The sequence below is a fragment of the Mesotoga sp. UBA5825 genome (assembly GCF_002432955.1).
Taxonomy (GTDB): domain Bacteria; phylum Thermotogota; class Thermotogae; order Petrotogales; family Kosmotogaceae; genus Mesotoga.
This window is the reverse complement of the sequence record NZ_DJHG01000024.1, coordinates 1-25386: the sequence shown is the minus strand read 5'-3', so window position 1 is coordinate 25386 and position 25386 is coordinate 1. Positions and strand designations below refer to the sequence as shown.

Here is a 25386-nt window from a genome sequence, read left to right as displayed (position 1 = left end):
TCACTTCCCCGGATGTTCTTTCTGGCCTCGCCTCCTGTCGAAGGCAGCCTTACGCCTTGTTCCTAGCGATTATTTTACTTCTCTTCTTCGATTCCCAGTTCAGAAAGCGTCTTCCTCAACCATCGAAGAGATTTTTCGATCAGAGGTCCACCGGTCCCCTCACATTCCATGCTAAGAGTCCCACTGTAACCGTGGTCTCTCAACATGGCAATTATCTTTCTGATATTATCCGCATTGACTCCATCACCTATTGCCGAATGGCTTATTCCTATGCCGGTGTCTTTTCCCCTCATGGCATCTGCAAGATCTTTCGAAACATCTTTGATGTGGACATGTTTGACCTTGTCAATGAATCTCCTGCAGAATTCCACCGGATCTTGGCCGGCAATGAAGCTGTTCCCTGTGTCTAAATTCAGACCGAGTCTATCGCTCTTCACGAAGTTAAGCATCTCATCAAGGAGATCGGGGTTCGTAGTGAAGTAACCGTGAACCTCAATGTTGATGTTTATCTCGTAGATCTCTGCAGTCTCGACGATGATACCATACGCCCTTTTCATTAGTTCAAGGGCCTCTTTATCGCTAAACCCTGAGGGTTTCTTCAAACCGTCGGTCGTTGCAATATTGGGGCAGTCGACAAGTTTGGCCCAGGGGATGGACTTGAGAACGTAAGGTACACCGTTGTAAAAGCCTTCATTCCCCGAGAGTGGATACGCAGAATCGATTTGTGAGAAACGCACACCATATTTCTGCATAGTGAGCTTCGTTTTCAGTGGATCCTCCGTGAGCGATATGTGGGGGAAGTATCCAAGACCGTGAATCCACGAGACACCGTCAATGATACCGGGCTCAATAAAGTGAACATCGTTTTTATGAGCCCACTCAAGAGCCTTCTCAAAACTAAATACTGCCGAGTTAAATGCATCAGTATGAAAGCCTATTTTCACAGCAGTTCCTCCTAAGCTATAATGAACGCACGATTTCTTCACGTTCTCTGAAGTATTCAACAGAATCCTTTACCAGCCTGTCCATAACCGATACATCGCAGGGACCGGTAGAGAGAACGTAGGGATCGGGGTATGGACCCAAAGGTTCAAATGTTATGAATCTTCCCTTTTGATTCATACCGACGAGATAAGCCGCCATGATCGCAGTATCGATATCTATTTGCCCCTTACCCGGAGCATCCCTGTTACTGTCGGCTATGTGAAGATTTACGAGCCTTTCACCGCACTTAATGATTGCTTCTCCCACATGCTGTTCTCCGTTAAGCATGTGATATATGTCTCCATTGAGGCAGTTGACCAGTGGATCATCAACCATGTCCAGGTAATCTAGTGCCTCATCAACGGTATGAACCAGACTCACCTCTGCAGATCTTATAGGTTCAATCACCGGCTTCACTCCAGATTCTTTGAAATGGCAAACGCATTGCCTCAATGCTTCTGCACTTCTCTCCATCTCTAACCCGTCAACGGCATCCGGTCTTCCAACGGCGCCAGGGACAACAATAAGATAAGTCCCTCCAAGAAAGGAGATGTAGCTGGAAACTTCGAGAATATAATCTTGTGCTTTCTTCCGAACCTCTTCCAAAGGACTTGAAAGATCTCTCTGGGGCGAGAACATTCCACAGGCACCGGAGACTTTGATCCCCGAGTTTTTGAGCGCTTTTTTCATTGCTTCCTTTGGAATAGATGTATCTCCCTTTATCTCAACATACTCAAATCCGTTTCTTCTGAGTCTTTCAAGAGACTCGTCTATTGGCTCAGTACCGAACATCCAGATACTCCACGAGAGCGACAGCCTTCGTTCGAAGCTTTCCGGCCTTCGCCTTTTCTCTTCAACGAATCTCTTCTTTATCGTTTGGTTTTTCAGAACGAAATTCTGAGGCTTCACGACTTCTCCTCCTTGACAGTTGCCGGCTTTATCTTCTCTTTCTTCCTGTACGAACTTAGGACACTCACGGCAAGAGAGGCGATGATCAAAACACCGAATGTTACGGTCTGGAAGTACGGGTTTACTCTGAGCATGTTTAGGGAATTTGAGATGATTCCCATTAACAATACGCCAAAGAACGTTCCTATTATTCGGCCTTTGCCTCCTGAAAGCGGTGTTCCTCCAATAACTACTGCTCCTATTGCCTTAAGTTCAATTCCGCTGCCGGTAGATGGTTGTGCGGCTCCAATTCTTGATAGAAGAACCATCGATGCTACTCCAATGAACAGACCATTAAGTGCAAATGCTGTCAGCTTTGCTTTGTTCACAGAAATCCCCGATAGGTAAGCTGCCGATTGGTTACTGCCGACAGCGTATGTACGTCTGCCAAGTTTTGTGTATGAGAGCAAGAAGTGCATAACTATGTATGCGGCAATACTGATGAGGAAACTCAGTGGAACGATCTGCCAGAGTCTGAAAGTACCTATGAATTCGAACTGACCGTAGATTGTTTGGAACGTTCCCTTGGTGATCGCGAGAGCAACTCCCTGGAAAACACTGATGAAGGCGAGCGAAGTTATAAATGAAGGCGCTTTGAAAGCTCTAGCGGTGATACCAACAAGAAGACTGTTGAAGACTGCCAAAGCAATTCCCAGAAGGATTGCCAACACATATCCATAACCTGCTTTGATCATCATTGCCATGACCACTGAAGAAAGGCCGATGTTTGCACCTACCGAGATGTCTATCTCGCCAGAGATGATGAGCAAAGTCATCCCGGAAGACACAATACCAAGAACCGCTATCTGCTCGAGAATGTTCATTATGTTGCTTGTTGTAAAGAATCTTGGGTTGACCAATCCGGTTATAACCGCAATAGCAACTTCAGCAACCAAGAGATAGAACCACTGATTCTTCAAGATGGAGCTTCTTCTTCTAGTAAGGGTTCTCTTTCCGTTAGCCGTTGCACCATCCTTACTCATTGTCTTCATTCCCTCCCGCAAACTCTAGACTCCTATGAAACGCTTTATCATATCTTCTTCTTCAATGTCTTTATTCTCTACAATCTCTACCAGTCGCCCATTTCTCATAACCCCGATTCGGTCACTCATCGAAAGCAGTTCAGGCATATCGGATGAGATCATGATTATGCATTTGCCTCGTTCGGCAAGCTCAATTATAAGCTCATAGATCTGCTCTCTTGCTCCGATGTCTACGCCTTTTGTCGGTTCGTCGAATATATAGACATCCGAATCGTCAATCAGCCAGCGACCGATAATAACCTTTTGCTGATTTCCTCCGGAAAGCTCTTCGATCTTTTGCGACTTGTCCTGTGCTGCAACAGAGAGCTTGTTAACAATGTCATCAGTAAGTTTTTCTTCTTCCTTGAGATCGAGAAGAAAGCCCTTGAAATTCTCGCTATGCACAAGAGCCGTATTCTCAACGATATCTCTTCCCCCAAGCATGGCCAGTTTCTTTCTATCCTCAGTAATCAAAGCGATTCCATGTTTGACAGCATCCTGCGGAGACTTTATCTTCAATTTCCTACCCTTTAGAACTATCTCTCCTTCATCGGCCCTGTCCGCTCCAAAGAGAATATTCACCAGTTCACTTCTCCCCGATCCGACCAGTCCCCCAATTCCGAAAACCTCCCCCTTCCTTACTGAGAAACTGACATTGTCGACTACTCCCCAGCTGGTTATGTTTTTCACTTCAAGAGCTACATCGCCAATGTCAACTTTCTTTCTCCTGTAGAACAGAGAGGCATCTCTTCCCACCATTTTCCTGATGATCTCTTCAACGGTTATGCTTTCAATTGAGAAAGTACCCATACTCCTCCCATCCTTAAGGACCGTTACTCTGTCTCCTATTTCGAAGATCTCTTCAAGGTAATGGGATATGTAAACGATACCGATACCGCGATCTCGCAGATTTCTTACAATATCCATGAGAGCCTTCGTTTCGTCCATTCCTAGAGAGCTGGTCGGTTCATCCATTATTAGGACCTTCGCGTCTCTGTAAAGAGCTTTGACAATCTGTAGCATCTGCTTCTGAGAGGCTGAAAGTTCTTCAACCAGAACACTGGTCGGGAGGTGCATCTTCAGAGTCTCTATGATTTCATTCACCTTCTCCGTCTGTCTCTTAGTGTCAACAACAAATGGAAGCCGCCCTGTTAACTCATCGCCGAGATATACATTATCGGAAACGGTAAGAGAGTCTACCAGTTCGGCATCCTGATAGATTGTAGAAATACCCATTTCTATCGACTGGCGCGGAGTTAGGCCCTCAACTTTTTTGCCATCGATCTTGATCAGCCCCGCCTCGGGTGAAATCGCTCCGGAAAGAATCTTGATCAATGTAGATTTTCCGGCCCCATTCTCTCCAACAAGGCAATGGACCTCTCCCGGAAGAAGCTCAAATGATACGTCATCTAGCGCCCTATGATTTCCGTAAATCTTCGTGGCTTTCTCCATTTCGACTATTGGATTTCTCTGCATATCTTCACCCTTATCAAAAGATTATCTAAAAGGGGGGACGAAGAGCTCCGCTCTCATCCCCCCTGGAATCTCGATTCTTTATCAGTAAAGCGAATTGTATTGCGGGAAATACTCTCTTGTCAGATCTATCCAGACTGGATCGACATCCCAGGGAACTACTTTCGTCTTGTCATCTATCGTTTCGGGAGTGATCGGAGTGTTGGGTAGAAGAATCTGCTGATTCAGATCGGTTATGAGTTCCTGAGTGTAAGCATGGAGCGCAAGGAAAGATACGAATCCTTCCCAACCGGGTGAAGTAGAAATTGAGTAATCGATGCTTCCTTCTTTGATAAGCTCAATTCCGTAAGGGGCACCATTTGTTGTGATTACCCTGATCGGGTCATTTAACAAACCTCTTGTCTTCAACATTCTGACAACTGCCGCTGCCATTTCCTCATTGAAGATAAAAAGGTTGGAGAATTCGTAACCGGATTCGATCAAATCCTGGGCCTGATCAACAGCAACAGTCGGAGTGTACTGACCATCTCTGATTGCTACGATCTCGTTCTTTCCCAGTTCTTTAACCTTCGGTTCGAAAGTGTTTCTGAACATCTGAACGGGAACGTGTTCGAAAAGCCCCATGATGCATGCGATATTTTCACCAGGATATTTGTCTGCGATGTAGTTGGCGATATTTACTCCCATTCCCTCCCAGTCAAAGTCAATGCATGCAACGATATCGTCATCTGACTGGAGGACCTGACCAACGTTGTCTGTAACCACCAGAGGTATCCCTGCCTTAGCAGCTTCTCTTGCGGCAATAAAAGCACCATTAGGATTGAAAGAGAAGACACACATACCGTCAACACCCATATTTACCAGAGTGTTGATATTCGTGATCTCTTTCTCTGTATCATAGTCGGAGTTAAGTACGATAACTTCTACCCCGACGAGACTTGCCGCATACTCGAATCCTTCAACGTCCTTTCTGTACCACGTATCGGGTCCCGGAGTTACGTAACCATAGGTAAGTCCTGCAAGAAGCGCTTCTCCTCCAAGAATCACTGCAAGTAGAAGAAGAAGCATTACCGAACGCCTGACATGTCTCATAGCTTTACCTCCTTTTTGGAATAATGAATTGACAAATACTATCAGGGAATGCCCAGAGCAATTATATCAATGACTAGCGTTTTTGAAGAATTCCGCTGATGTCTGCTGTAATTCGACAAAGGACGATTACAGACTTCATTGGACGAATACAGCCAAATATCCTTCTTATCTGAAAAATTATGAGTTCACCATAAGTTATTCTTTGCTTTGGGCAATAAATTATTCTTGATTGCTTCTTCGGGCTGCCAAGAGGCAGACTCTCATTCTACAGTGATATACCTGTCTTGATCCTTCACTTCAAGTAAGAGGCGGACGGAAGCGGAGATTCAGCCTTTGAACTCTAGCTGGTGAGGCTCGTGCCTTGTTCACTCATAACACTTGTTCAAAGCCGGAGCAATAACTTAGGGGGAAGAAGGATGGAAAGATTTGTCAAGGTTACGGGAGGGAGATTATGGTATGAAGTCAAAGGCAAAGATCTGAAGGCATCCCTTTGCTAACGATTCATGGCGGCCCCGGTGTTCCTCACAACTATCTGGAGACACTCGAGATTCTGGAAGACGAAAGACCCGTGGTATTCTACGATCAGCTCGGTTGCGGGAAATCTGAGAGACCTTCAGATACCTCTCTGTGGAGAATCGAGCGGTTTGTCGAGGAGATAGAGCTTTTCAGAAGTGAGCTAACCTACCCGGAAAGTCACCTGCTAGGGCAGTCCTGGGGGACAATTCTTGCCTGCGAATACGCTCTGAAATATCCGCAGACGGTCAGAAGCATGGTTCTCTCCGGACCGGCAATGAGTATTTCAAGATTCGAAAGTGATGCTAGAGGGCTAATGGAAACGCTTTCAGTTGAATCAAAAGAGGCTATTAACAGAGCAGAGAAAAGCGGCAACTTCAACCGAGAAGATTATCAGGAAGCAGTATCGGAGTTCTACGGCAAGTTCGTTTGCAGAATGGAACCCTGGTCCGAATGCATTAATGAGTAGTCGCAGGCATGGGTGAGAAAGTATACAATTATTATGTACGGGCCGAGCGAATTCACAGTAACCGGTGTTATGAAGGGTTACGACTGCAGTTCGCGGCTCGGCGAAATCGGCTGTCCCGTTCTACTGACCTGCGGAGAATACGACGAGGCGACACCCGAGGCAACCGCTTTCTACAGAGAGAAGTTTCCGAACGCTATTATGAGAGTCTTTGAAGAGTCTTCTCATGAACACCATCTCGAAAAAGCCGCTCGAATATATCCAGCAAGTTAGGCAGTTCCTGACACGCGCTGACCAGAACCCTTAACGAAACCAGCCTTCAAAATTGTCACCGCTCTTTTGAGATTGCAGTAGTACAGCCGGAAGGTTCAGTTTTACGGAATCGCAGGTTTGTAGATAATCAGTTCTGTGCCGGCCGGGATACTCCGAACTCTTGTGAGGTCGGGGTTGTATTTCATAATCTCAGAGGTATCGATACGGTACATTTCGGATATCGACCTCAACGTTTCGTTCCACCCTATAGTATGGATAAAGCCCGTCCCCACCGACCAGTTGTTATCTACGGATGCGCTAACGACAAATCTTCCAAGCACATGATCGATGATCACTTCGGAGACCTCGAGCATGACATCCCTAACCACCGGTCTTCTCTCAAACATGCTGTACCCACCGCCACCGCCGGCCCGATAGCTGCTCATAACTACTTCGTACTTTTCATCCATATCGACAGGCTTTCCCTGATACCTGATACTAAGTACTCTCTCACCAACCGGTCTATCCACAGCAATTATGTATTCTATTCCTTCCCACATATCATAATCTTGACTCGTTAGCTTTGGAGTCAACCAACTTTCTGAGATGGATATCTTGTTGTCAGTACAAGTGAAGTATTCTGCGCTCCTTTCCAGGGCGGCTTTGATGTCTGAACCGGATACCTGAATAACCTTCAAAGTGCTTGACATGGGGTAGATCGAGATAAGATCCCGAATTGTTATTGGCCCTGTCTTCCAGCCTGTAATTTCGTCTGTACAAATGGCGGCACACGAGATCGTTGCACCGGTCGCTTCCATCTGAACTCTGTTTATGAACTGAGCAAGAGGATTATCCTTCATCTTAGCTTCAAGCGGATCTTCTATGAAGAAATCTCCAATAGAAAACCCGACCGGTCTTTCAAGCCATTTCTGGACTCTTGTTTCGAAGTCCTTCAAAGCTCCAACGACATAGTCGTCAGGATCATATGAAGCCACAGACACCTGCTCGACCGACTTTTCAACGATCTGCCAGCCGTCTTCTATTTTCTCCAGCTTCAAGTCAACCTTGCCGACAAACCTTCCGAGACTGGACGGTTGAGAGACAACTACTCCGTCTATTATCTCGGCGATAGTCCTATGTTGATGCCCCGTAAGAAGCACATCAATACCCTCGATTGTCTTTACAAGTTCAAAACCCACATTCTCGTCCGTAAGCTCCTCGGTTGGTTCTCCCGTTGTGAGATCTCTTTCAAAGCCTCCGTGATAAGCAACTATAAGTACATCGACTTCATCTCTGAGTTTAGGAACAAGTTCTTCTGCAACGTTCACAGGATTCAGGAATGCAAGCCCGGCGATATGTTCCGGATCCTCCCATCTTGGGATAAGGTTTGTGGTTAGGCCGAGAATCGCAATTCTTACATTCTCGCCTTGTTCTCCAAGAGTTATTATCGAATACGGCTGAAACACATATTCAGCAGAGTCGTCGAAGATAATGTTCGCTGAGAGAAAGGGAAACTCTGCCGAGACCATCGCGTCCTCAAGAGTCCGTGGGCCGTAGCTGAATTCGCAATTTCCTATCGTAGAGGATGTCAAATCGATCAAGTTCATAGCCCTTATAACAGGATTGATACCTGAGTTGTCGATCTTCGCAAAGAAGTACGAAAACGGCGTTCCCTGGATCAGATCACCTGTATCTATAACAAGTGTGTGTGGATTGGTATGTCTGATTTGACTGACGAAAGAAGAGATCCTTGCCAGACCTGCGTCCAAAGAATCACCCGTCACATAATCGACAGGAAAAACGTTCCCATGTATGTCGCTTGTATGGAGAATTGTAAGATGAAAATCCGAAGCAAATGAAAGTACAAGAGAAGAGATAATGAAAAACGAAGCAAGGAGCCTTCGCACCTAAACCCCTCCTTTAGCCTCACGCCTCAAATTGTGCAGCGAGAAAAGAAAGCGGGATGACAGGCATCCCGCAGAGTTCTATCTCTCTTCGAGCTTCGAATCAATCATGAAGATTCCATTCGCGTGGTCTCCGACCATTCTCAGCCTCTTAACTATGTTCCTGAACGTCTTCTCCTCTTCAACCTGTTCAGTGACATACCACTGCAGAAAGTCGTTAGTCGCGTAATCCCCTTCTTCATCGGAAATCGTGACGAGATTGTTGATCCTTGAAGTGATGTATTTCTCATGTTCGAGTCCTTTTTCGAACACATCTAAAATCGACTTGTAGTTAATGGTCGGTTTCTCAATGCCGGGAATCTCGACGGTTGCATCGACATCTTGTAAGTAATTGACTAGTTTCATTGCATGTTCTTCTTCCTCTTTGGCCTGCTTCCACATGAAGTTCTCCGTACCGAAGTATCCGTTCTTGTGTGCCCACGCGGCCATTCCCATGTAGATAAACGCAGACTCGAATTCAGCCTTTATTTGAGCGTTGATCTCCTTTTCCATTCTTGCCGTTATCATAGTTAGCCTCCTTCTCCATTCTGTTTAAACGTCAACAGTTCCTTCATGATATTTTACCACCGCGAAGAGAACTCTCAAAGTATCTTAACGAGTTGGAACCAGCAGTTCACTCTCTGAGCTGTTCTAATAGACTTATACGAAGCAGCCTATTCTTAGTTATTTGCAGCCTTTCGATTTGGAATGGCAATCTCATAAATGTATAATCTCTACATAAGGACGGCCAATTTCTCAACAAAGGGGGTAATAACAGTGAGGAAGATCTTCTTGTTTTTCTCAGTGCTGCTGATTGCAGCGGCGCTGATGGCGGCACCACTGAAAGTTGCTTTTGTCTACGTAGCACCGGTCGGCGACGGTGGTTGGAGCACCATGCACAATGAAGGTAGGCTTCATCTCGAGAGAGTTTTCGGGGATCAGATAGTAACTGATTTTATTGAAAGCGTTCCCGAAGGTGGAGAAGCCGAAACGGTGTTCAAAGGATATGCTCAAAGAGGTTATGATTTGATCTTCGGAACCAGTTTTGGCTACATGGACCCTATGGTAAAAGTATCTCAGTCTTTCCCCAACTCAATCTTCATGCACTGTTCGGGTTATATGACCACTGACAATCTCGGCACATATTTCGGAAGGATGTACGAACCGAGGTTCCTTAGCGGTCTAATCGCAGGGGCAATGACCAAGAGCAACATCATTGGCTACGTTGCTGCCTACCCGATTCCGGAGGTTATTCGAGGAATCAACGCTTTTGCAATGGGCGTTCAGTACGTGAATCCGGATGCAAAGGTTCACGTGGTCTGGTCGAATACTTGGTTTGACCCAGCAAGAGAGAAGGAGGCTGCGGAGTCCCTACTCGATATCGGTGCAGATGTCATAACACAGCATCAAGACTCTCCTGCCCCACAGCAGGCGGCAGAAGATAGAGGCGCGCTTTCAATAGGATACAACAGCGACATGACCGCCTTCGCTCCAAACGCATTCCTCGCAGCCCCTGTATGGAACTGGGGTCCTTTCTACGAGTACGTAGTGAGAAGAGTTATGGACGGTACCTGGACCAATGAGCAGTATTGGGGCGGTATTAAGGACGGAGTAGTCGATATCTTCGTTGGCGACCTAGTACCCCAAGGAGTAGCAAAGCTTGTGATGTCGATGAGAGAGGCGATAATCGAGGGTATTATGCACCCGTTTGACGGACCGGTGTATGACCAGTCTGGAACACTGAGATACGGCAAGGGCGAGAGGCCATCGGATAGTGATCTTCTCAGTATGGACTGGTTTATCAATAACGTTGTAGGTAAAATACAGTGAAAACACTGAGGGGCCTTCTGGCCCCTCAATTTCTTTCTTTGGAGTGATATTTCTTGGCTGATCTTTCAGTTCTCGAAATGAGAAACATCACTAAAGCCTTTCCAGGAATTCTTGCAAACGATAACATTTCGTTCGATCTCCGAAAGGGAGAAGTGCACGCTCTACTTGGAGAAAACGGAGCAGGCAAGACGACCTTAATGAATATCCTTTTCGGAATTTACAAGCCCGATGGTGGAGAGATTCTCGTTGAGGGAGACAGGGCGTCGATCTCTTCACCTCATAATGCGCTGAAGCAGGGAATAGGAATGGTGCAGCAGCATTTTACTGTAGTTCCCTCCTTCACGGTTGCCGAGAATGTTGTTCTCGGCTTGAAAGACATGGGCTTTTTTGTAAAGACAAAATCAGTTGAATCGAGCATAAAGAATCTGGGAGAAAGCTATGGCCTACCCGTGAATCCAAAGGCAAGGGTCTGGACTCTCTCGGTCGGAGAGAAACAGCGAATCGAGATTCTAAAGTTGCTTTATACCGGCGCGAAAGTCATCATTCTTGACGAGCCAACGGCAGTCCTTACTCCTCAAGAGACTGAAGTCTTGTTCAAAGCAATAAGAAAGCTCGTGAGTGAAGGCTCTTCAGTGATCTTCATAAGTCACAAACTTGACGAGGTTCTCCAAATAAGCGACAGGGTTACGGTATTGAGAGGTGGCAGGGTTGTTGGAACTGAAGAGAGAAGTTCAATTGATAGAAGATCTCTCGTAAGAATGATGGTTGGAAGAGACGTTTTGCTGGACTTCGAGAAATCAACAAAGGAACCTGGTACTACTGTTCTGGAAGTTGAAGACTTGACCGTGAAAAATGACAAGAATCTTGAAGCGGTGAAGAGCTTGAGTCTGAACATCCGCTCTGGTGAAATACTAGGCATCGCAGGGGTCGCGGGTAATGGGCAAAGAGAGCTTGCAGAAGCCATTTATGGCCTTAGAAAACCTGTTCACGGTACGATTCGCTTGAACAGCAAGACTCTTCGTCACACCGATGTCGCTCAAAGAATTCGGGCAGGCGTGGCATTTGTTCCCCAGGACAGGAGAGCTCTGGCTACATGTCCCTCGCTGTCAATTACTGAGAACATGTTTATGAAGAACGCCCACACGAAGTACATTCCTCAGTCTCCGTTCAACGTAGATTTTCGTGCAATGCAGAAGGCTACGGAGCGACTCGTAAGCGAGTATTCGATTTCAACTCCGTCGACCAAGACTCAGGCAAGATTTCTTTCCGGAGGAAATCTTCAAAAACTCGTACTCGCGAGAGAGCTGTCAACTAAGCCAACTGTAATCATTGCAGAGCATCCTACAAGAGGTTTAGACGTGGGAGCAATGGAGTTTGTCTATAAATCCCTTCTTGCTCATAAGGATCGAGGAGCGGCTATCCTGCTTCTAGCCGGGGAACTCTACGAGATATTCAGGCTTTCAGATAGAGTTGCTGTGATGTATGAGGGTCAGATAATGGGGTACACACCTCCTGATCCAAAGTATACAGAGGAAATTGGTTTCATGATGGCCGGTTCAAAACAGGAGGAGATCGCGTGAAGTTGAGAATAGAAAAGAGACTCGCCGTTCCCAGATACTCCTCTATCCTTGTACCAATACTCTCAGTGGCCGCTGCGTTGCTGCTGATGGGAATCATTCTGTTGATCTTCTTCTACGGCCGACTTGGAACCTTGTCTCTTGCATTCAAAGAGACGTTTGAAGCATACAGGGAAATGTTGACTTGGCCCTTTGCGAACAGATACGGGATATTCAGTACACTAATGAGGATGGTCCCGCTGGCTTTCGTTGGGCTCGGCCTTTCATTTGCATACAGAATGAAGATATGGAACATAGGAGGTGAAGGCCAGCTCTATATGGGAGCATTGGCCGCTACCTGGGGAGCTCTCTACTTATTCAAAGATGTCACTTCGCCAGTACTTATGATTCTCCTCATTTCAGTTCTAGGAGCGGCAGCGGGTGGCATTTGGGCCTTAATCCCTGCATTAATGAAGGCATTTGCAAAGACCGACGAGATAGTGGTAACTCTCATGCTCAACTATGTCGCAATATTCTGGGTAGATTATCTTGTATACGGACCGTGGAAAGACCCCAAGGGCTACGGGTTCCCCGGGACGGCCCCTTTTCCTCAGCAGGCAAGACTTCCGACTCTCTTCGGCGGCGAATTTCACATTGGCTTTTTCCTGGCAGTCGTGTTGGCGTTCATTCTCTTCTATGTGTACAGAAGGACAAGGTGGGGAATGAACTCAAAAATCGTTGGAGACAATGCTCAAGCTGCCAGATACTCGGGAATCAGCATAATAAAGTACACGATCATTGCGCTCGTTGTTAGCGGAGCGATAGCGGGCTTGGGTGGAGCCATACAAATGATGGGAGTGCAACACAGACTGCAACACGGCTTCTCTCCAGGATACGGATACACTGCGATCATTGTAGCCTGGCTGGCCAAGCTGAACCCGATTGCAATTCTGCTTGTCGCATTTCTCTTCGGAGGGCTACTCGTAGGAAATGATCAGCTTCAGATGTTCTATAAGCTGCCGATGGCTCTCATATCGGTATTTCAGGGGCTGGTACTCTTCAGCCTTCTCGGAGGAGAGGCTATTGCCAAATATAGATTGAGGGTATCGAGAGAGGAGGCAGTTACGAATGAATAATATCGAGTCTTTCATTCTCTCGACACTCAGCGCTACAGTCAGAGCGGGAACTCCTCTACTGTTCGCAGTTCTCGGCACGATCTTCACTGAAAGATCGGGAGTAATGAATCTCGGATTAGAGGGTCTCATGCTGGTCGGAGCTATTGGAGGCTTCGTCGCCTCATATCAGACTTCAAACCTTCTACTTGCTATACTCGTCGCAATGCTTGCAGGAGCCGTTCTCGGCCTTGTTCATGCCTTCTTCACAGTAACTCTCAGAGTGAACCAGATCGTCAGCGGGCTCGCCATAACTATGCTGGGAACCGGTCTAAGCGGTTTGTGGGGAAGAGACTACATCGGGGTAATCGCAAAGCGTTTTCAGCCTATAAGAATTCCTGTATTATCGGATATTCCATATTTGGGCCAGATTCTTTTCAGTCACGACCTTCTTGTCTACATAAGTTTTCTGCTTGTTCCCGTCATGTGGTTCTTCATTTACAAGACACGACCCGGACTGACCCTAAGAGCAGTAGGCGAATCTCCCGAAGCCGCAGATGCTAAAGGTATAAATGTATTCGCAGTCAGATACATCTACACTATTCTGGGAGGTTCAATTACAGCAATAGGCGGAGCTTATCTCTCGTTGGCCTATAACTCGATGTGGATCGAAAACATGACGGCCGGCAGGGGGTGGATAGCCATAGCTCTTGTGCTATTCGCAACCTGGGATCCTGTGAAGGCCTTGATAGGTGCATATCTCTTCGGAGGAATAACTGCCCTTGGATTGAGATTACAAGCAGTAGGAGCTCACGTCTCACCCGACTTTCTCAAGATGCTTCCATATTTGCTCACAATTGTCGTTCTCTTTTTCACTTCGACAGATACGCTGAAGAGAAAGGTTGGTGCACCGGCATCACTGGGAGTACCATATTCAAGAGAAGAGAGAACCTAAAGGAAACAATACTTTCGTCTTTACTGTTGATCCGTAACATTGTTTTGTGGTATAAATTTCCTATCAAAGATTTTCGGAGGTTCAAAGTGATGACTCGAGCAGCATTCATAAGTTTTGCATACGCTTATTGGTTTAGGAGGAACGTCCTTTCTTCGGACTCCTCCGGTGTGTGCTTGAGTTAAAATACACTAGAGAGTATAAAAAGAGAGGACGTTGAGAAGCGTCCTCTCTTTTTATTTTAGGAGGGATGTAGAATGAAGCGGGTTCTTGTATGTGTATTACTACTTATTGGAGTTCTTGGTTTGTCAACGCAGACAGTCGGAATTACTTCGATCGTCGAACACCCAGCGCTAGATGCAGTTAGAGACGGAATTATCGATGTACTTGAAGAGAATGGTTTCAAGGATGGAGAGAGTATCGTGATCGATTTTCAGAACGCCCAGGGATCGGTATCAACCGCAGTAACAATAGCAAAACAGTTTGTTTCTCTGAACCCTGCAGTGATGGTTGGAATTGCCACTCCCTCGGCACAGGCGCTGGTGAATGCCTCGAAGACAATTCCAATAGTCTTCAGTGCCGTCACCGACCCAGTTAGTGCCAGTCTAGTTCCTTCATTTGGCAAAAACCCGGGAAATGTAGTTGGAATCAGCGATATGACGCCAGTCAAGACTCAGCTCCAGCTTCTCAAACTGACTCTGCCACAAGTTGAGACGATAGGGATTATCTACAATTCAGGAGAGGCAAACTCTGTAACGATAAGAGAATTTGCGAAAGAGGCTTGTGACGCTCTGGGAATGAGGTTAGTCGATATTACCGGTTCCACAACAGTTGAAATGGTCACCTCTCTTAACGCTCAGATCAAAGATGTTGATGCTATCTACATCGGTACCGACAACACCGCAGCCTCGAGCATCCAGTCGATTTCCAAAGTCGCCCTAAGAGAGAAGATAGCGATAGTCGCGGCTGACATTGACATCGCAAGATCGGGCGGGTTAATCGGTTTCGGATTCAATTACTACCAAATAGGAAGAGCTACTGGAGAACTGGTCGTCCAAATACTGAAGGGCGCTTCCCCTTCGGAACTCGAAACAAAGATCCTTGGTCAGGATTCATTAATCCTTTTCGTAAACACTGACATTGCAGAAGAAATCGGTATTGAGATACCACAGTCTGTTCTTGATCTCGCAAACATCGTTGTAACTAATGGTGTAGAGACGGAAAGGTAAGTCTATGGCGATTCTGGAACAGGGATTGATAATAGGCCTTATGGCCCTGGGAGTTTATATATCTTTCAGAATAGTTGATCTTCCTGACCTTACGACAGATGGATCCTTTGCCCTGGGAGCAGCGGTTGCGGTAAGGGCTCTGGTTTCCGGATTTCCTGCCTGGTTGGCGATAATGCTTGCGGCCGCCACGGGTGCTCTTGCTGGCAGCATAACCGGAACAATTCATAGAAAGCTCAAGATCAACGTTCTATTAGCCGGAATTTTAGTCATGACAATGCTTTACTCAGTAAATCTCAGGGTAATGGGCGGGCCCAATCTCCCTGTTCCTCGAGTCGTTCCTGAAAGGAGCACTCAAAGTTTTGAAGAGATGAGCGGCGGAACTGGTCTTGATGGCCTTTTTGGAGAGCTCGAGATCAATACTGAAAAACGCACAACAAAGACTACTGTTGTTGCAAAGAACATCTTCAACAACGATCTCGACGGATCCGACTTATTGCTCATAGTTCTCATAATTTCTGCTGTGGTTGTAGTTCTTTCGATTGTGCTGAAATCTGATCCTGGGATGACCCTAAGAGCTTTTGGAAGTAATCCCTCGGGGGTGGTTTCTTTCGGTATCTCTCAGAATCTTCTCGCTATTGCGGGGCTTACCGTTGCGAACTGCATTATCGGGCTGAGCGGCGGTCTATTCGCGCTCTACAGCGGCTTCTCTGATGCCACAATCGGTCAGGGAATGGTCGTAACTGGACTTGCATCGGTAATAATGGGCGAGATACTTCTGGGTAGAGTTAAGCTCTTCTATGGTCTTCTCTCACCGATAGTGGGGGGTGTTATTTATCAGACGCTTCTCTCTCTGGCAATGAGATATGGGTACAGAATCGGTTTTCTTGCAAGCGATATGAAACTACTCACAGCAGTCTTTATTATTACTGTAATTGGATTGAGGCAGCTTTCTACTAGCGGAGGAAAACGAAAGGTTAAACAGGAGGTGAAGAGGTTATGGTCGAATTCAAAGATTTGACGGTCGTATACAATGAGGGGATGGAAAACGAAAGAGTTGCCCTAAGAAATGTTAGTCTGACAATCCCCGAAGGGCAATTTGTCACCATAGTCGGACCCAATGGAGCAGGCAAGTCAACACTTCTCAAAGTAATTCTTGGTGAGGTTCAGCCCACATCGGGTTTATATATAATCGACGACAAGACGATGAATTGCATGAAGCCTCACAGACTTGCTGAGTTCATCGGAAGAGTCTATCAAGACCCAAATACGGGAATATTTCCGGCTCTTACAATAGCCGAGAACCTGATAATTGCATCGAAGAAAGGCAACAGGCCCTTCAGGTTCAGTTCTGTCAAAGAAGAGGCGATAACTCTTCTTAGGGATCTCGGGCTTGGACTGGAAGACAGGATGAGAACGAAAGCGGGAGAGCTCTCCGGAGGGCAAAAACAGTCTCTGGCTATGGTAATGGCCATCTTGTCGAAGCCCAGGCTGCTGCTTCTTGACGAACACACGGCTGCACTTGATCCAGATAGCGCCTCAAGAGTAATGGAACTGACAGCCAGAATCAACAGAGAGTACGAAATAACTATAATCATGATAACTCACAACATGGAAATCGCCAACTCTTACGGAGAAAGGTTGATGAGATTGATCGATGGTGAAGTTGCAAACGATGGAATAAGAGAGATAATGTCCAGAGCGACTTCAGTTATGTGTTGAGCGGCTCTCGACTCCACCTGTGAAGAGACTCTTCAAGGTGAGCCAGTACGGACCTTTCACATAACCGCTCAAATAATTGATCAACAGTTTACCAGCCGTTTTTCCCTTAAGAAGATCTAGTTTCTCATCAAGATTCGCGTTGAACCTCTTCCTGAAGGCGTCTGCGATCTGCAGATGCCTCGCGATAGGGAAAAGCCTTTCCAGGTATCTTTCGTTTGCGGTCTTTCCCTTGTAACCATCTTCAACAATAGATAGGGCCGCCTGCCTTCCTGAATCAAGTGCAAAGTCAATCCCGGCACCTATCCAGTTATCGATAAGACCTGCGCTATCGCCCGCAAATAACAGACCTCTTTCCAGGTTGTTCAGTTTCAGCACTACCTCACTGTCGAATGTAGGAATAGGAGTTCCCGAAAGTTCAATTTCCTCATCAAAGACTCTCTTAATCAGTGTGCTCATTTCTTCATAGGAAGAGACATTTTCACAATCAGGATAAATTCCCCCGCCTACTGAATCATACGACTCGCCAGGAAAACTCCAAAGATAACCGTTGGGGACAAACGTTATGGAGGCATTACCCGTTGGAGAGCTGTATCCGTGATATATGACACTGTAACAAGGAGGTTCCTTACCGACTAACTTTGCCCCGAAAACACCTGCGGAGATTATCACGTAATCCGAACTCAACTCTCTGCCGTCTGTCATTATCACAAAGGCTTCTTTGACTCTCTTGACTTCTAGCACTCTCGAGACAACGAGCCGTCCGTCTCTCTCTAGAATAGATTGCAGAAGGGACTGGTCAAACTCCTTCCTATCGACCTTATTAAAGATAGGCCTCTTCGAAACCAAGGACACTATGTATTTGAAACTTCCTTCCGACAGAGCATTGACCGATAACTCGCGGGTTTCAAAACCCTGGATCTCCACATCCGGAAATACCTGCCTAAGGATTTTCAGTGCTCTTGGCGTCAGCCCGCCACCGCAACCCTTTTCTCTCGGAAAAGTCCGGGAGTCCACAAGGACGAAATCAACGCCCTCTCTCAGCAAAACTCTTGATGCGGCCAAGCCCGCAGGACCAGCTCCAATGACAACAACCTTGCTATGCATCCTTTACCACCGCCTTGAGTCTAATGATGAGTAGCACCACAACGATCTCGAGGAAGATTAGAAACATGATGAAGAGAACGCCTGCCATCATGCCGAATTGATGCCCGAGAAAACCGACGAAGAAATTGGAGATAGCTCCACCTATTGAAGCTGCAACAGTAAACATCCCAATGGCAAAACCTATCCCGTCTTTCATGGTGGATATGAGAATCGCCTGAAGCGTAGGGAATGTTCCCGAAAAACCAAACCCGGCGAAGACCACGGCAATACCGATGGTAACTGGAGAACTAAGCAGTAATGCTGCTCCAAAGGAGACAAATGCAATGCTCACCATAAACAAGAGCGATAACTCGTAACCCAGTCGATCAACGAAAAAGCCTGCAAGCAATCTACCAATGAATATCCCTGTCCAGAGCAGTGCGGGAAAGACACTGGCATATCTCATCTCAATGCCCTTCGTCTCAAAAACAAAACTTGAAAGCCACGACGTAAAACCAATTTCATAACCTACATACAGGAGCACTCCGGCGAGTATTAGCCAGAAGACCTTCTTGGAGAACACTTCCTTCTTGAAGTGGGTTGCCTTCTGATTACTGCCGACAAAAGGAATTCTGAAGAGTAACGGAGCAAAAGCTACAAGAAATGCGCCACCGAAAAGAGCAACGAAGAATGGCTTCCACCAAGAATTATAATCAACAAGAAAAGCTGCAACAATCAATGGCGATATGATCGAACCTAGCGCAAATAGCGAGTGCATCAGATTCAATGCTCCGCCCGGTTTTCTGTAGTTCATTCCGGAAACGCCAATTCCAATCGACGTCTCCATCGTTCCTGTTCCGAAGCTTAGAGCCATACTCCCCAGAAGCAGCAGCCAGAATGACCTCCCGATCGAGAGAACTGTCAAGCCACCTGTAATGATTACTATCCCGCCGGCAAGCAACTTGAATGGACCGAACTTGTTTGAAAAAGCGCTAACAAATACCGCCGACAACATGAAAGCAAGAGTAGGAAGTGAAAGAAGTACTCCTGCTATCTGATGATCAATCCCAAAACTCTTCTCGATTGCCGGCAGCGCACTACCCAGTATTATCGATGTAAATCCAAAGAGAAAAAAACCACATGACGAAATAAGGCTGAAAGCTTTCTTCGTGTCCATGAGAGAATTCTATCACGATGAACGGATTGTTTGAACTAAAGGGAAACTCAAAAAAAGCGCAGCCCGTAAGCTGCGCTTTTGAGGTTTTTTCTTCACATGAAGAACGGAGTTACCGGGAAGAGTGAACCAAACACCAGAGAAACAACAGACATCAGCTTGATAAGAATATCCATCGACGGGCCAACTGTATCCTTGAGAGGATCTCCCACCGTATCGCCAACGACAGCCGCTTCGTGTGTTGGAGTACCTTTTCCGCCGAACTCTCCCGTTTCAATGTACTTCTTTGCGTTATCCCAGGCTCCGCCGGCGTTTGCGCTAAATATTGCGATCATGATAGCGCTTGACAGTCCTCCCATCAACAGCCCTGCCACGGCAGATCGGCCAAAGAGAAAGCCGACAATGAATGGAGAAGCGATTGCAACTATTCCTGGGGTAAGCATTCTGCTTACGGCACCTTTGGTTGTTATCTCAATGCATCTCTTATAGTCAGGCACCGCCTCGCCCGTTCTGATGCCAGGAATTTCTTTGAACTGTCTCCTGATCTCAACAATCATAAGGTTTGCGGTATCGGCCACACCCTTGATCAATAGAGATGTGAAGAAGAAGGGCAACATACCTCCAATCAAAATCCCAATTAGAGTGTATGGCTCAACCAGGTTGATCACCGGATTGTTCACAATCTCGTCGGCAGTTCCCGCCGTACCCCAAATATACGATACTATGAGGGCAAGGGCGGCAAAAGCCGCTGAACCAATGGCGAATCCCTTTCCGATTGCCGCTGTCGTATTTCCGACAGAGTCGAGCCTGTCGGTGAGCTTTCTTACCTTAGGATCGAGTTTGGCCATCTGAGCTATTCCACCTGCGTTGTCTGCAACAGGACCATAAGAGTCGACAGAGACGATGTATCCAACAAAAGAAAGCATCCCAAGGGCTGCGATAGCTATTCCGTAAACTCCTGCAGACCAGTAAGCGGCAAGAATTGCAATTGCAAGTGTTATTACCGGCCAAATGGTACTTCCCATTCCAAGAGCAAGACCGCCAGTGATATTTATGGCCACTCCGCTCTGGGTATCCTTTGCAAGCTTTCTAGTCGGCTTATATTCATCCGATGTATAGTATTCACTCAGCTTCGAAATGATTATTCCCGCGATGAGTCCGGCTGCTATTGCAAAAAAGAGTCTCCATCTGGAAACAAACTCAGGATTGATGATGAAGCTGTCCTTAAAGGCATAGTCCGGCGCCGCTACTCCAATCACTATGGCCACGGAGCCCAGAACAAGAGCCCCTGTAAAGAGGTTTCCAAAGCTCAAGCTCTTCTGAGCATCTTTGGTCTTCATATTCGCGACCACAAGCACGCCTATCAAAGAGGATAGTACGCCCGCGGCGGCTATTAGAACAGGCAAGATTATCAGGCCGTAATACTGTGCTTCGGTCATCGTCCCGTGATCCGCGAACTTCATGAAGATCGCCAGAACGATCGCTGAGACTATCGAAGCAACATAAGACTCAAGAATATCCGCACCGAGACCGGCGACATCTCCCACGTTGTCTCCAACGTTATCGGCAATGGTAGCCGGATTTCTTGGATCGTCTTCTTCTATCTGCTCTTCGATTTTCCCCACGAGATCGGCACTCATGTCGGCGGCTTTCGTATACATTCCTCCGCCGACCCTATCGAACAAAGCTATGAGACTGGCTCCTAGAGAGTAAGAGCTAATGATCATGATTCCATCAATATAGGATATCCTGCCGAAAGCTCTGGAGATATCCGTGATGTTCTCAAAAACAAACGAGCTCTTGAAAACAAGCATAACAAGTGCCAGACCGGTAAGTGAGAAACCGGCCACAGCAAGCCCCATAACAGACCCGCTTGAGAAGGCAACTTTGAAAGCGTTCGCTAGACCATGCTCCGCTCCCGCTGCAACTCTCGCATTTGCTCTTGTTGCAGCGTACATCCCAATAACTCCGGCCAGCTCAGAGACGAGCGCGCCAAAGAGCAGCACAACTGGATACTTGAACGACTGGAAGATAATCCCTAGAACTGCGGCCAGTACAATAGCCACAAGGAATATCTTTCTTGCTTCTTCTTCAAGGAATGCAGAGGCACCTTCCTGAACATACTTAGAAAGCTCTTTCATCCTATCATTACCTTGCGAAAAGCTCAGAGTCTTTCGCAACATAATGAAGGCAAAAACGGTTGAGATAATCCCTGCTACAAGTGGAAAGTACAATGAGTTCATTCGTTCTCCCTCCTAGTTGCTACTTTATTGGAACACATTTGACTTAGAAATCCCAACTTACATCCCAACGCTCGAAACAGTCTTTAGGCAACTTTTCCACGAAATCATGTCCGCTTCTGAAGACGTATCTGTTTCCTATCATAGGCCTTGATCTACCACCCTTCTGTTTGAGAATGTAAAGGTAATCCTTTGCTCTTGTAACGGCCACATAAAAAATTCTTTCTTCTTCGCTCAGAGAACCTTCTAGTATCGCCATTGAATTCGGCAGATCACCCGGATTCACGGCCAAAATGAAAACTACGTCCCACTCCAACCCCTTCGCCTGATGCACAGTTGAAAGCACAACCGCCGGTTGTTTTTCAGCAGACTCCCGTTCAATATCGATCTTCTCGCTAACGGCAAGATCCTCAAGAAGATCGGAAATCGACCTGTAGCGACCGGCAATCTCAATAAGCCTCTCAACATCCATCCTTCTTTCTCTCGCGTCCGGGAATTTGTCATCTAGATAGGCACCGTAGAAAACCTCATAAAAACGCCTTACAATCTCCGAAGGAGGTTCTTTTTCATCGAGATCACTGAAAAGGGCAGCCAACTTGTCAAGTTTCACCCTGTTGCTTACATGCGACCCAATTACATCAACCGGTTTGTGACCGTCATTAACTGCTGCGGTTATTCCCTGAATTATTCTAAGAGACGTTGCGCTTCCTACACCGGGAAACAGCCTCAAAGTTCTTCCCCAGGATATTTGATCCAGCGGGTTTTCGATAACCTTCAGTATTGCAAGTATATCTTTAACGTGAGCGGTTTCGGTGAATCTGGGACCCGAGTAAAGGGTGAAATTCATCTTTCTCTTGTCCATCTCCATCTGGAGCTCGAGAGAATGATAGTGTGAACGGTATAGAACGGCTATCTTATCGGGGTTTATACCATCGTCTACGTGTTCCTGGATCTTCTGAGCGACAAAAGAAGCTTCTTCCAGATTGTCCCAGGTCTCTGCAACGACCGGAATCGGTCCGTTCATTCTAACCGCCCGAAGTTGCTTTTCAATGGAGTCTTCGGGAACAATGGAGTTAACTAAATCGACAATCTGTGGGGTTGATCGGTAATTAGTCTGAATCTTAAAGATCTTTGCATCTTTGGTAGCAAGAAAATCATAGACGTTTTCGAACCTTGCTCCCCTGAATGAATATATCGACTGGGCATCGTCTCCGACAACTATCAGGTTTCCGTGAATGGAAGACAACATTTCGACGAGCCTGAACTGCAAAACATTGGTATCCTGAAACTCGTCAACAAGAACCCATCTGAAGCGCTCGGCCTCTTTTCGAAGAATCACGGGATTTTCATTGAACATCTTGAGAGCCTTCAACAGCAGATCGTCATAGTCAACACAGTTCTGAAGTGTCTTTTCTTGAACATACCTCTTCCAGATCTCTTCAATCTCGTCATATGAACCGAGAAACTTCCGATTCTGCCTCGCAATCGACTCTCTCAAAGACGAAAGCACGTTTACCGAATAAGAATAGATGCTTTGAAGAACTCCTGCTGAAGGTAGAGTCGAACTGTTGATACCTTCTCTTTCTTCAAGCAACTCCGCCCTACAATGCTTAATGAGATCTTTCGAATCCTCTCTGTCAAGGATAGTGAAATTCTCTTTCAACTCGGCTGCCTTCGAGTATTTTCTCAAGAAGTAATTGCACACGTGGTGGAATGTTCCTGAAAGCATTCCCTGGAGGCTTGATCCGCTGGTTCGCCTGGCCCTATCGATCATCTCTCTGGAAGCGGCCCTTGTGAATGTGACGAGAAGAATATTCTGCGGGCTCACCGAATTCGATACTAGATGCGCGATCTTATACGTAATCACACGGGTCTTTCCTGAACCCGGCCCCGCCACTATCAGTGAACGGCCGTTTGATTGGACGACAGCTTTCAGCTGTTCCTCGTCTAGTCCTTCGCTAAGAAATTCGGGAATCTCTGAACTTTTGAGAGTATATTTCTTCATCGACCACAGCGGCCCCCTTCTGCTAAGATTTTACCATAACGATGAAATCGCTTCACTGAGACTCTTTCGATACCCTGGAGGTAACAATGAATGAAGAAAGCGGTGGAATGAAGCAGATAGTTGTCTCTCTCTTGCTGTTGCTCTGTGTGTTTCTGATAGGAATCTTTGGATACTCAATAATCGAAGGATACCATCCTATCGATTCCTTTTTCATGGTAATGATCACGATCTCAACAGTTGGTTACAGCACCCCTACTGACCTGACTGAAGCCGGGAAGGTGTTCACCAGTATAATTATACTTGCGAGCATCACCATCGTTGTTTACGCAGTTTCAAACATAACGGCTTTTCTTGTAGAAGGAAGAGTCAATAAGCTTATCAGGAGGAGAAGGATATTGAAAACAATACAAAAACTGGAAAACCATTTTATTGTAATCGGAGCTGGCGACCTGGGATCAACAATTGCAAATGAGATATCTAAGAGAAACTATGACGTGGTGATTGTTGAGAAGAGAGAAGAAAGGCTCCGTGATCTGACTAAGAAAGAGGGAGGAAAGCTAATATTCATCTCCGGAGATGCCACAGAGGAAGAGACCTTGAAAAGCGCAGGCGTTGACAAGGCACAAGGTTTGCTCGCATGTCTTCCGGACGACGTAGACAACATCTTCGTAGTTCTAACGGCTAGAGGAATGAACAAAAACATGAAGATAATTTCCAAGGTAACCCATGGTGAGAACATCAACAAGTTGAGTTATGCGGGAGCAGACAAAGTAATTCCCATCCAGGAGATTGGAGCGCACAGAATGGTTGCAATGATGCTAAACCCAACGATCACTGGCTTTCTGGATAGTATCTCGCAATCAGGTTCACTGCAGTTGCGTTTTGAAGAAGTCAGAGTGCCGGAAAGCTTCCCCGAAAAAGGGCAGACATTGGAAGCGCTTAGAATACCACAGAAGATAGGCTTGATTATAATTGCAACAGTTACGGGCGGAGTTAGCAAGTTCAATCCAAGTGCTTCGACAGTAGTTAAGCCCGGTGACAGCCTTATGGTCCTCGGAGGGCATGAGCAAGTACTTAAGCTCCAAAGTTTCCTGAAGGGCGATCTAGAGGGCTGATTGCTCAGTGAGCCAATGTGATAGATCTCAAGGAATCAATGGCGCCTTATGAAAAGCGCCCGGCTTATAGAGATCTCCTATCTCTTATAAGATGAAATCATTTTCAGTCATTAGAGCAATTCAAAATAGGAGGAATCGGAATGGCAGACAAAGCGGTACAATATTCGGCAAAAGGCATAGACTTCGCACCGGGAATAGCGGGATTCTCTGCGAAGGCCGTAGAGATCAACTCCCCGTTCTCAGGAAGACCCGAGGCTCACAAGTATCAGCATGACCTATATGTAGTGATTTCGGGAACTGCGAAGGTCAAAACTGGAGTGCTCAACGGTGACATAAAAGAAATCTCCGATGGCGAGTTCAGGAGTGAAGAAATGATTGTCGAAGAAGAACACATTCTCCAAATAGGCGATTCACTGCTGATTCCTACCGGGGTAGGCCACTCGCTAATCGTCGAATCCGGGACCTATTCGCAGTGGGTCTTCAAGATTGAGAAGAAGTGATCTTGCTGATCAATCCTCCTTCAGCTGTCCAAAAGCATGGACCCGTTCACCGATGAGATCAACCGAGAAAGAGCGTTGTCGAGACGTTCGCTATGCTGACGAGAAGGCGAGAGAAAAGCCAGTCACTGCTGAAGTAAGACGCAATGCCGCCTTCGGCGGGACGCAAGGCTGGCGAAGA

The 25386-nt window shown here is 46.5% G+C and carries 22 protein-coding genes; 11 read left to right on the top strand and 11 right to left on the bottom strand.

Annotation, left to right across the window (positions count from 1 at the left end):
- Window positions 1-74: 74 nt before the first annotated feature.
- The 5 genes from B3N33_RS02265 to B3N33_RS02245 form a co-directional block, all read right to left on the bottom strand.
- The gene (locus B3N33_RS02265) at window positions 75-944 is read right to left on the bottom strand and encodes a sugar phosphate isomerase/epimerase family protein (RefSeq protein WP_292589961.1); all 870 of its coding nucleotides are present in this window, start codon (window positions 942-944) and stop codon (window positions 75-77) included.
- Between the two features lie 16 nt (window positions 945-960).
- Entirely contained in the window at window positions 961-1893 is a 933-nt protein-coding gene (locus B3N33_RS02260; protein ID WP_292589960.1) for a sugar phosphate isomerase/epimerase family protein, read from the bottom strand.
- Window positions 1890-2924: an ABC transporter permease gene (locus tag B3N33_RS02255; protein ID WP_292592048.1), complete on the bottom strand. Its 1035-nt coding sequence runs from the start codon at window positions 2922-2924 to the stop codon at window positions 1890-1892. The genes B3N33_RS02260 and B3N33_RS02255 overlap by 4 nt, the downstream gene beginning before the upstream one ends.
- A 15-nt stretch (window positions 2925-2939) precedes the next feature.
- Window positions 2940-4430 carry a sugar ABC transporter ATP-binding protein gene (locus B3N33_RS02250; protein ID WP_214060526.1) on the bottom strand — a complete coding sequence of 497 codons (1491 nt, stop codon included), beginning with the start codon at window positions 4428-4430 and terminating at the stop codon, window positions 2940-2942.
- An 81-nt stretch (window positions 4431-4511) separates the two neighbouring features.
- A complete protein-coding gene (locus tag B3N33_RS02245; RefSeq protein ID WP_214060527.1) occupies window positions 4512-5519 on the bottom strand; it encodes a sugar ABC transporter substrate-binding protein in 1008 nt (335 codons plus the stop codon).
- 490 nt (window positions 5520-6009) lie between these two features.
- Here B3N33_RS02245 and B3N33_RS02240 point away from each other — a divergent pair, with 490 nt between their 5' ends.
- Together B3N33_RS02240 and B3N33_RS02235 are read left to right on the top strand one after the other, a co-directional pair.
- On the top strand, window positions 6010-6501 hold the full coding sequence (locus B3N33_RS02240) for a proline iminopeptidase-family hydrolase (protein WP_292592046.1): 492 nt from the start codon (window positions 6010-6012) through the stop codon (window positions 6499-6501).
- Between the two features lie 12 nt (window positions 6502-6513).
- Window positions 6514-6771, top strand: coding sequence for a hypothetical protein (locus B3N33_RS02235; RefSeq protein ID WP_292589954.1), 258 nt, complete (start codon window positions 6514-6516; stop codon window positions 6769-6771).
- Between the two features lie 101 nt (window positions 6772-6872).
- On the opposite strand, the gene B3N33_RS02230 is transcribed toward B3N33_RS02235, so the two are convergent.
- Together B3N33_RS02230 and B3N33_RS02225 are read right to left on the bottom strand one after the other, a co-directional pair.
- Window positions 6873-8657 (bottom strand): 5'-nucleotidase C-terminal domain-containing protein, encoded by a 1785-nt coding sequence (locus B3N33_RS02230; RefSeq protein ID WP_214078679.1) that lies wholly within the window; start codon window positions 8655-8657, stop codon window positions 6873-6875.
- A 78-nt stretch (window positions 8658-8735) separates the two neighbouring features.
- The gene (locus tag B3N33_RS02225) at window positions 8736-9221 is read right to left on the bottom strand and encodes a ferritin (protein WP_214060745.1); all 486 of its coding nucleotides are present in this window, start codon (window positions 9219-9221) and stop codon (window positions 8736-8738) included.
- 249 nt (window positions 9222-9470) lie between these two features.
- Here B3N33_RS02225 and B3N33_RS02220 point away from each other — a divergent pair, with 249 nt between their 5' ends.
- From B3N33_RS02220 to B3N33_RS02190, 7 genes are all read left to right on the top strand, one after another.
- Window positions 9471-10523 (top strand): BMP family ABC transporter substrate-binding protein, encoded by a 1053-nt coding sequence (locus B3N33_RS02220; protein ID WP_292589951.1) that lies wholly within the window; start codon window positions 9471-9473, stop codon window positions 10521-10523.
- A gap of 53 nt (window positions 10524-10576) precedes the next feature.
- A complete protein-coding gene (locus tag B3N33_RS02215) occupies window positions 10577-12103 on the top strand; it encodes an ABC transporter ATP-binding protein (RefSeq protein WP_214060694.1) in 1527 nt (508 codons plus the stop codon).
- Window positions 12100-13215, top strand: a complete 1116-nt coding sequence (locus tag B3N33_RS02210; RefSeq protein WP_292589948.1) for an ABC transporter permease — start codon at window positions 12100-12102, stop codon at window positions 13213-13215. The genes B3N33_RS02215 and B3N33_RS02210 overlap by 4 nt, the downstream gene beginning before the upstream one ends.
- Entirely contained in the window at window positions 13208-14146 is a 939-nt protein-coding gene (locus B3N33_RS02205) for an ABC transporter permease (protein ID WP_214078682.1), read from the top strand. Before B3N33_RS02210 ends, B3N33_RS02205 begins: the two co-directional genes overlap by 8 nt.
- Window positions 14147-14400: 254 nt before the next feature.
- Complete coding sequence (locus B3N33_RS02200; RefSeq protein ID WP_214060697.1) at window positions 14401-15372, top strand: ABC transporter substrate-binding protein; 972 nt, start codon at window positions 14401-14403, stop codon at window positions 15370-15372.
- 4 nt (window positions 15373-15376) lie between these two features.
- Window positions 15377-16390, top strand: a complete 1014-nt coding sequence (locus B3N33_RS02195; protein ID WP_214078684.1) for an ABC transporter permease — start codon at window positions 15377-15379, stop codon at window positions 16388-16390.
- Window positions 16369-17091 (top strand): ABC transporter ATP-binding protein, encoded by a 723-nt coding sequence (locus B3N33_RS02190; protein ID WP_292592045.1) that lies wholly within the window; start codon window positions 16369-16371, stop codon window positions 17089-17091. The genes B3N33_RS02195 and B3N33_RS02190 overlap by 22 nt, the downstream gene beginning before the upstream one ends.
- Here the strand turns inward: B3N33_RS02190 and B3N33_RS02185 are convergent.
- The 4 genes from B3N33_RS02185 to B3N33_RS02170 all read right to left on the bottom strand — a co-directional run bounded on the left by B3N33_RS02185 (window position 17077) and on the right by B3N33_RS02170 (window position 23593).
- Window positions 17077-18195: an FAD-dependent monooxygenase gene (locus B3N33_RS02185; RefSeq protein ID WP_292592043.1), complete on the bottom strand. Its 1119-nt coding sequence runs from the start codon at window positions 18193-18195 to the stop codon at window positions 17077-17079. The genes B3N33_RS02190 and B3N33_RS02185 overlap by 15 nt on opposite strands.
- Window positions 18188-19351 (bottom strand): MFS transporter, encoded by a 1164-nt coding sequence (locus B3N33_RS02180; RefSeq protein WP_099830712.1) that lies wholly within the window; start codon window positions 19349-19351, stop codon window positions 18188-18190. Before B3N33_RS02180 ends, B3N33_RS02185 begins: the two co-directional genes overlap by 8 nt.
- Window positions 19352-19443: 92 nt before the next feature.
- Window positions 19444-21591 (bottom strand): sodium-translocating pyrophosphatase, encoded by a 2148-nt coding sequence (locus B3N33_RS02175; protein WP_099830711.1) that lies wholly within the window; start codon window positions 21589-21591, stop codon window positions 19444-19446.
- Between the two features lie 43 nt (window positions 21592-21634).
- Window positions 21635-23593: an ATP-dependent helicase gene (locus B3N33_RS02170; RefSeq protein ID WP_099830710.1), complete on the bottom strand. Its 1959-nt coding sequence runs from the start codon at window positions 23591-23593 to the stop codon at window positions 21635-21637.
- An 86-nt stretch (window positions 23594-23679) separates the two neighbouring features.
- On the opposite strand from B3N33_RS02170, the gene B3N33_RS02165 reads away from it, so the two are divergent.
- Together B3N33_RS02165 and B3N33_RS02160 are read left to right on the top strand one after the other, a co-directional pair.
- Window positions 23680-24708: a potassium channel family protein gene (locus B3N33_RS02165; RefSeq protein ID WP_099830709.1), complete on the top strand. Its 1029-nt coding sequence runs from the start codon at window positions 23680-23682 to the stop codon at window positions 24706-24708.
- Between the two features lie 140 nt (window positions 24709-24848).
- On the top strand, window positions 24849-25208 hold the full coding sequence (locus B3N33_RS02160; RefSeq protein ID WP_214059982.1) for a hypothetical protein: 360 nt from the start codon (window positions 24849-24851) through the stop codon (window positions 25206-25208).
- The last annotated feature ends 178 nt before the right edge of the window (window positions 25209-25386 follow it).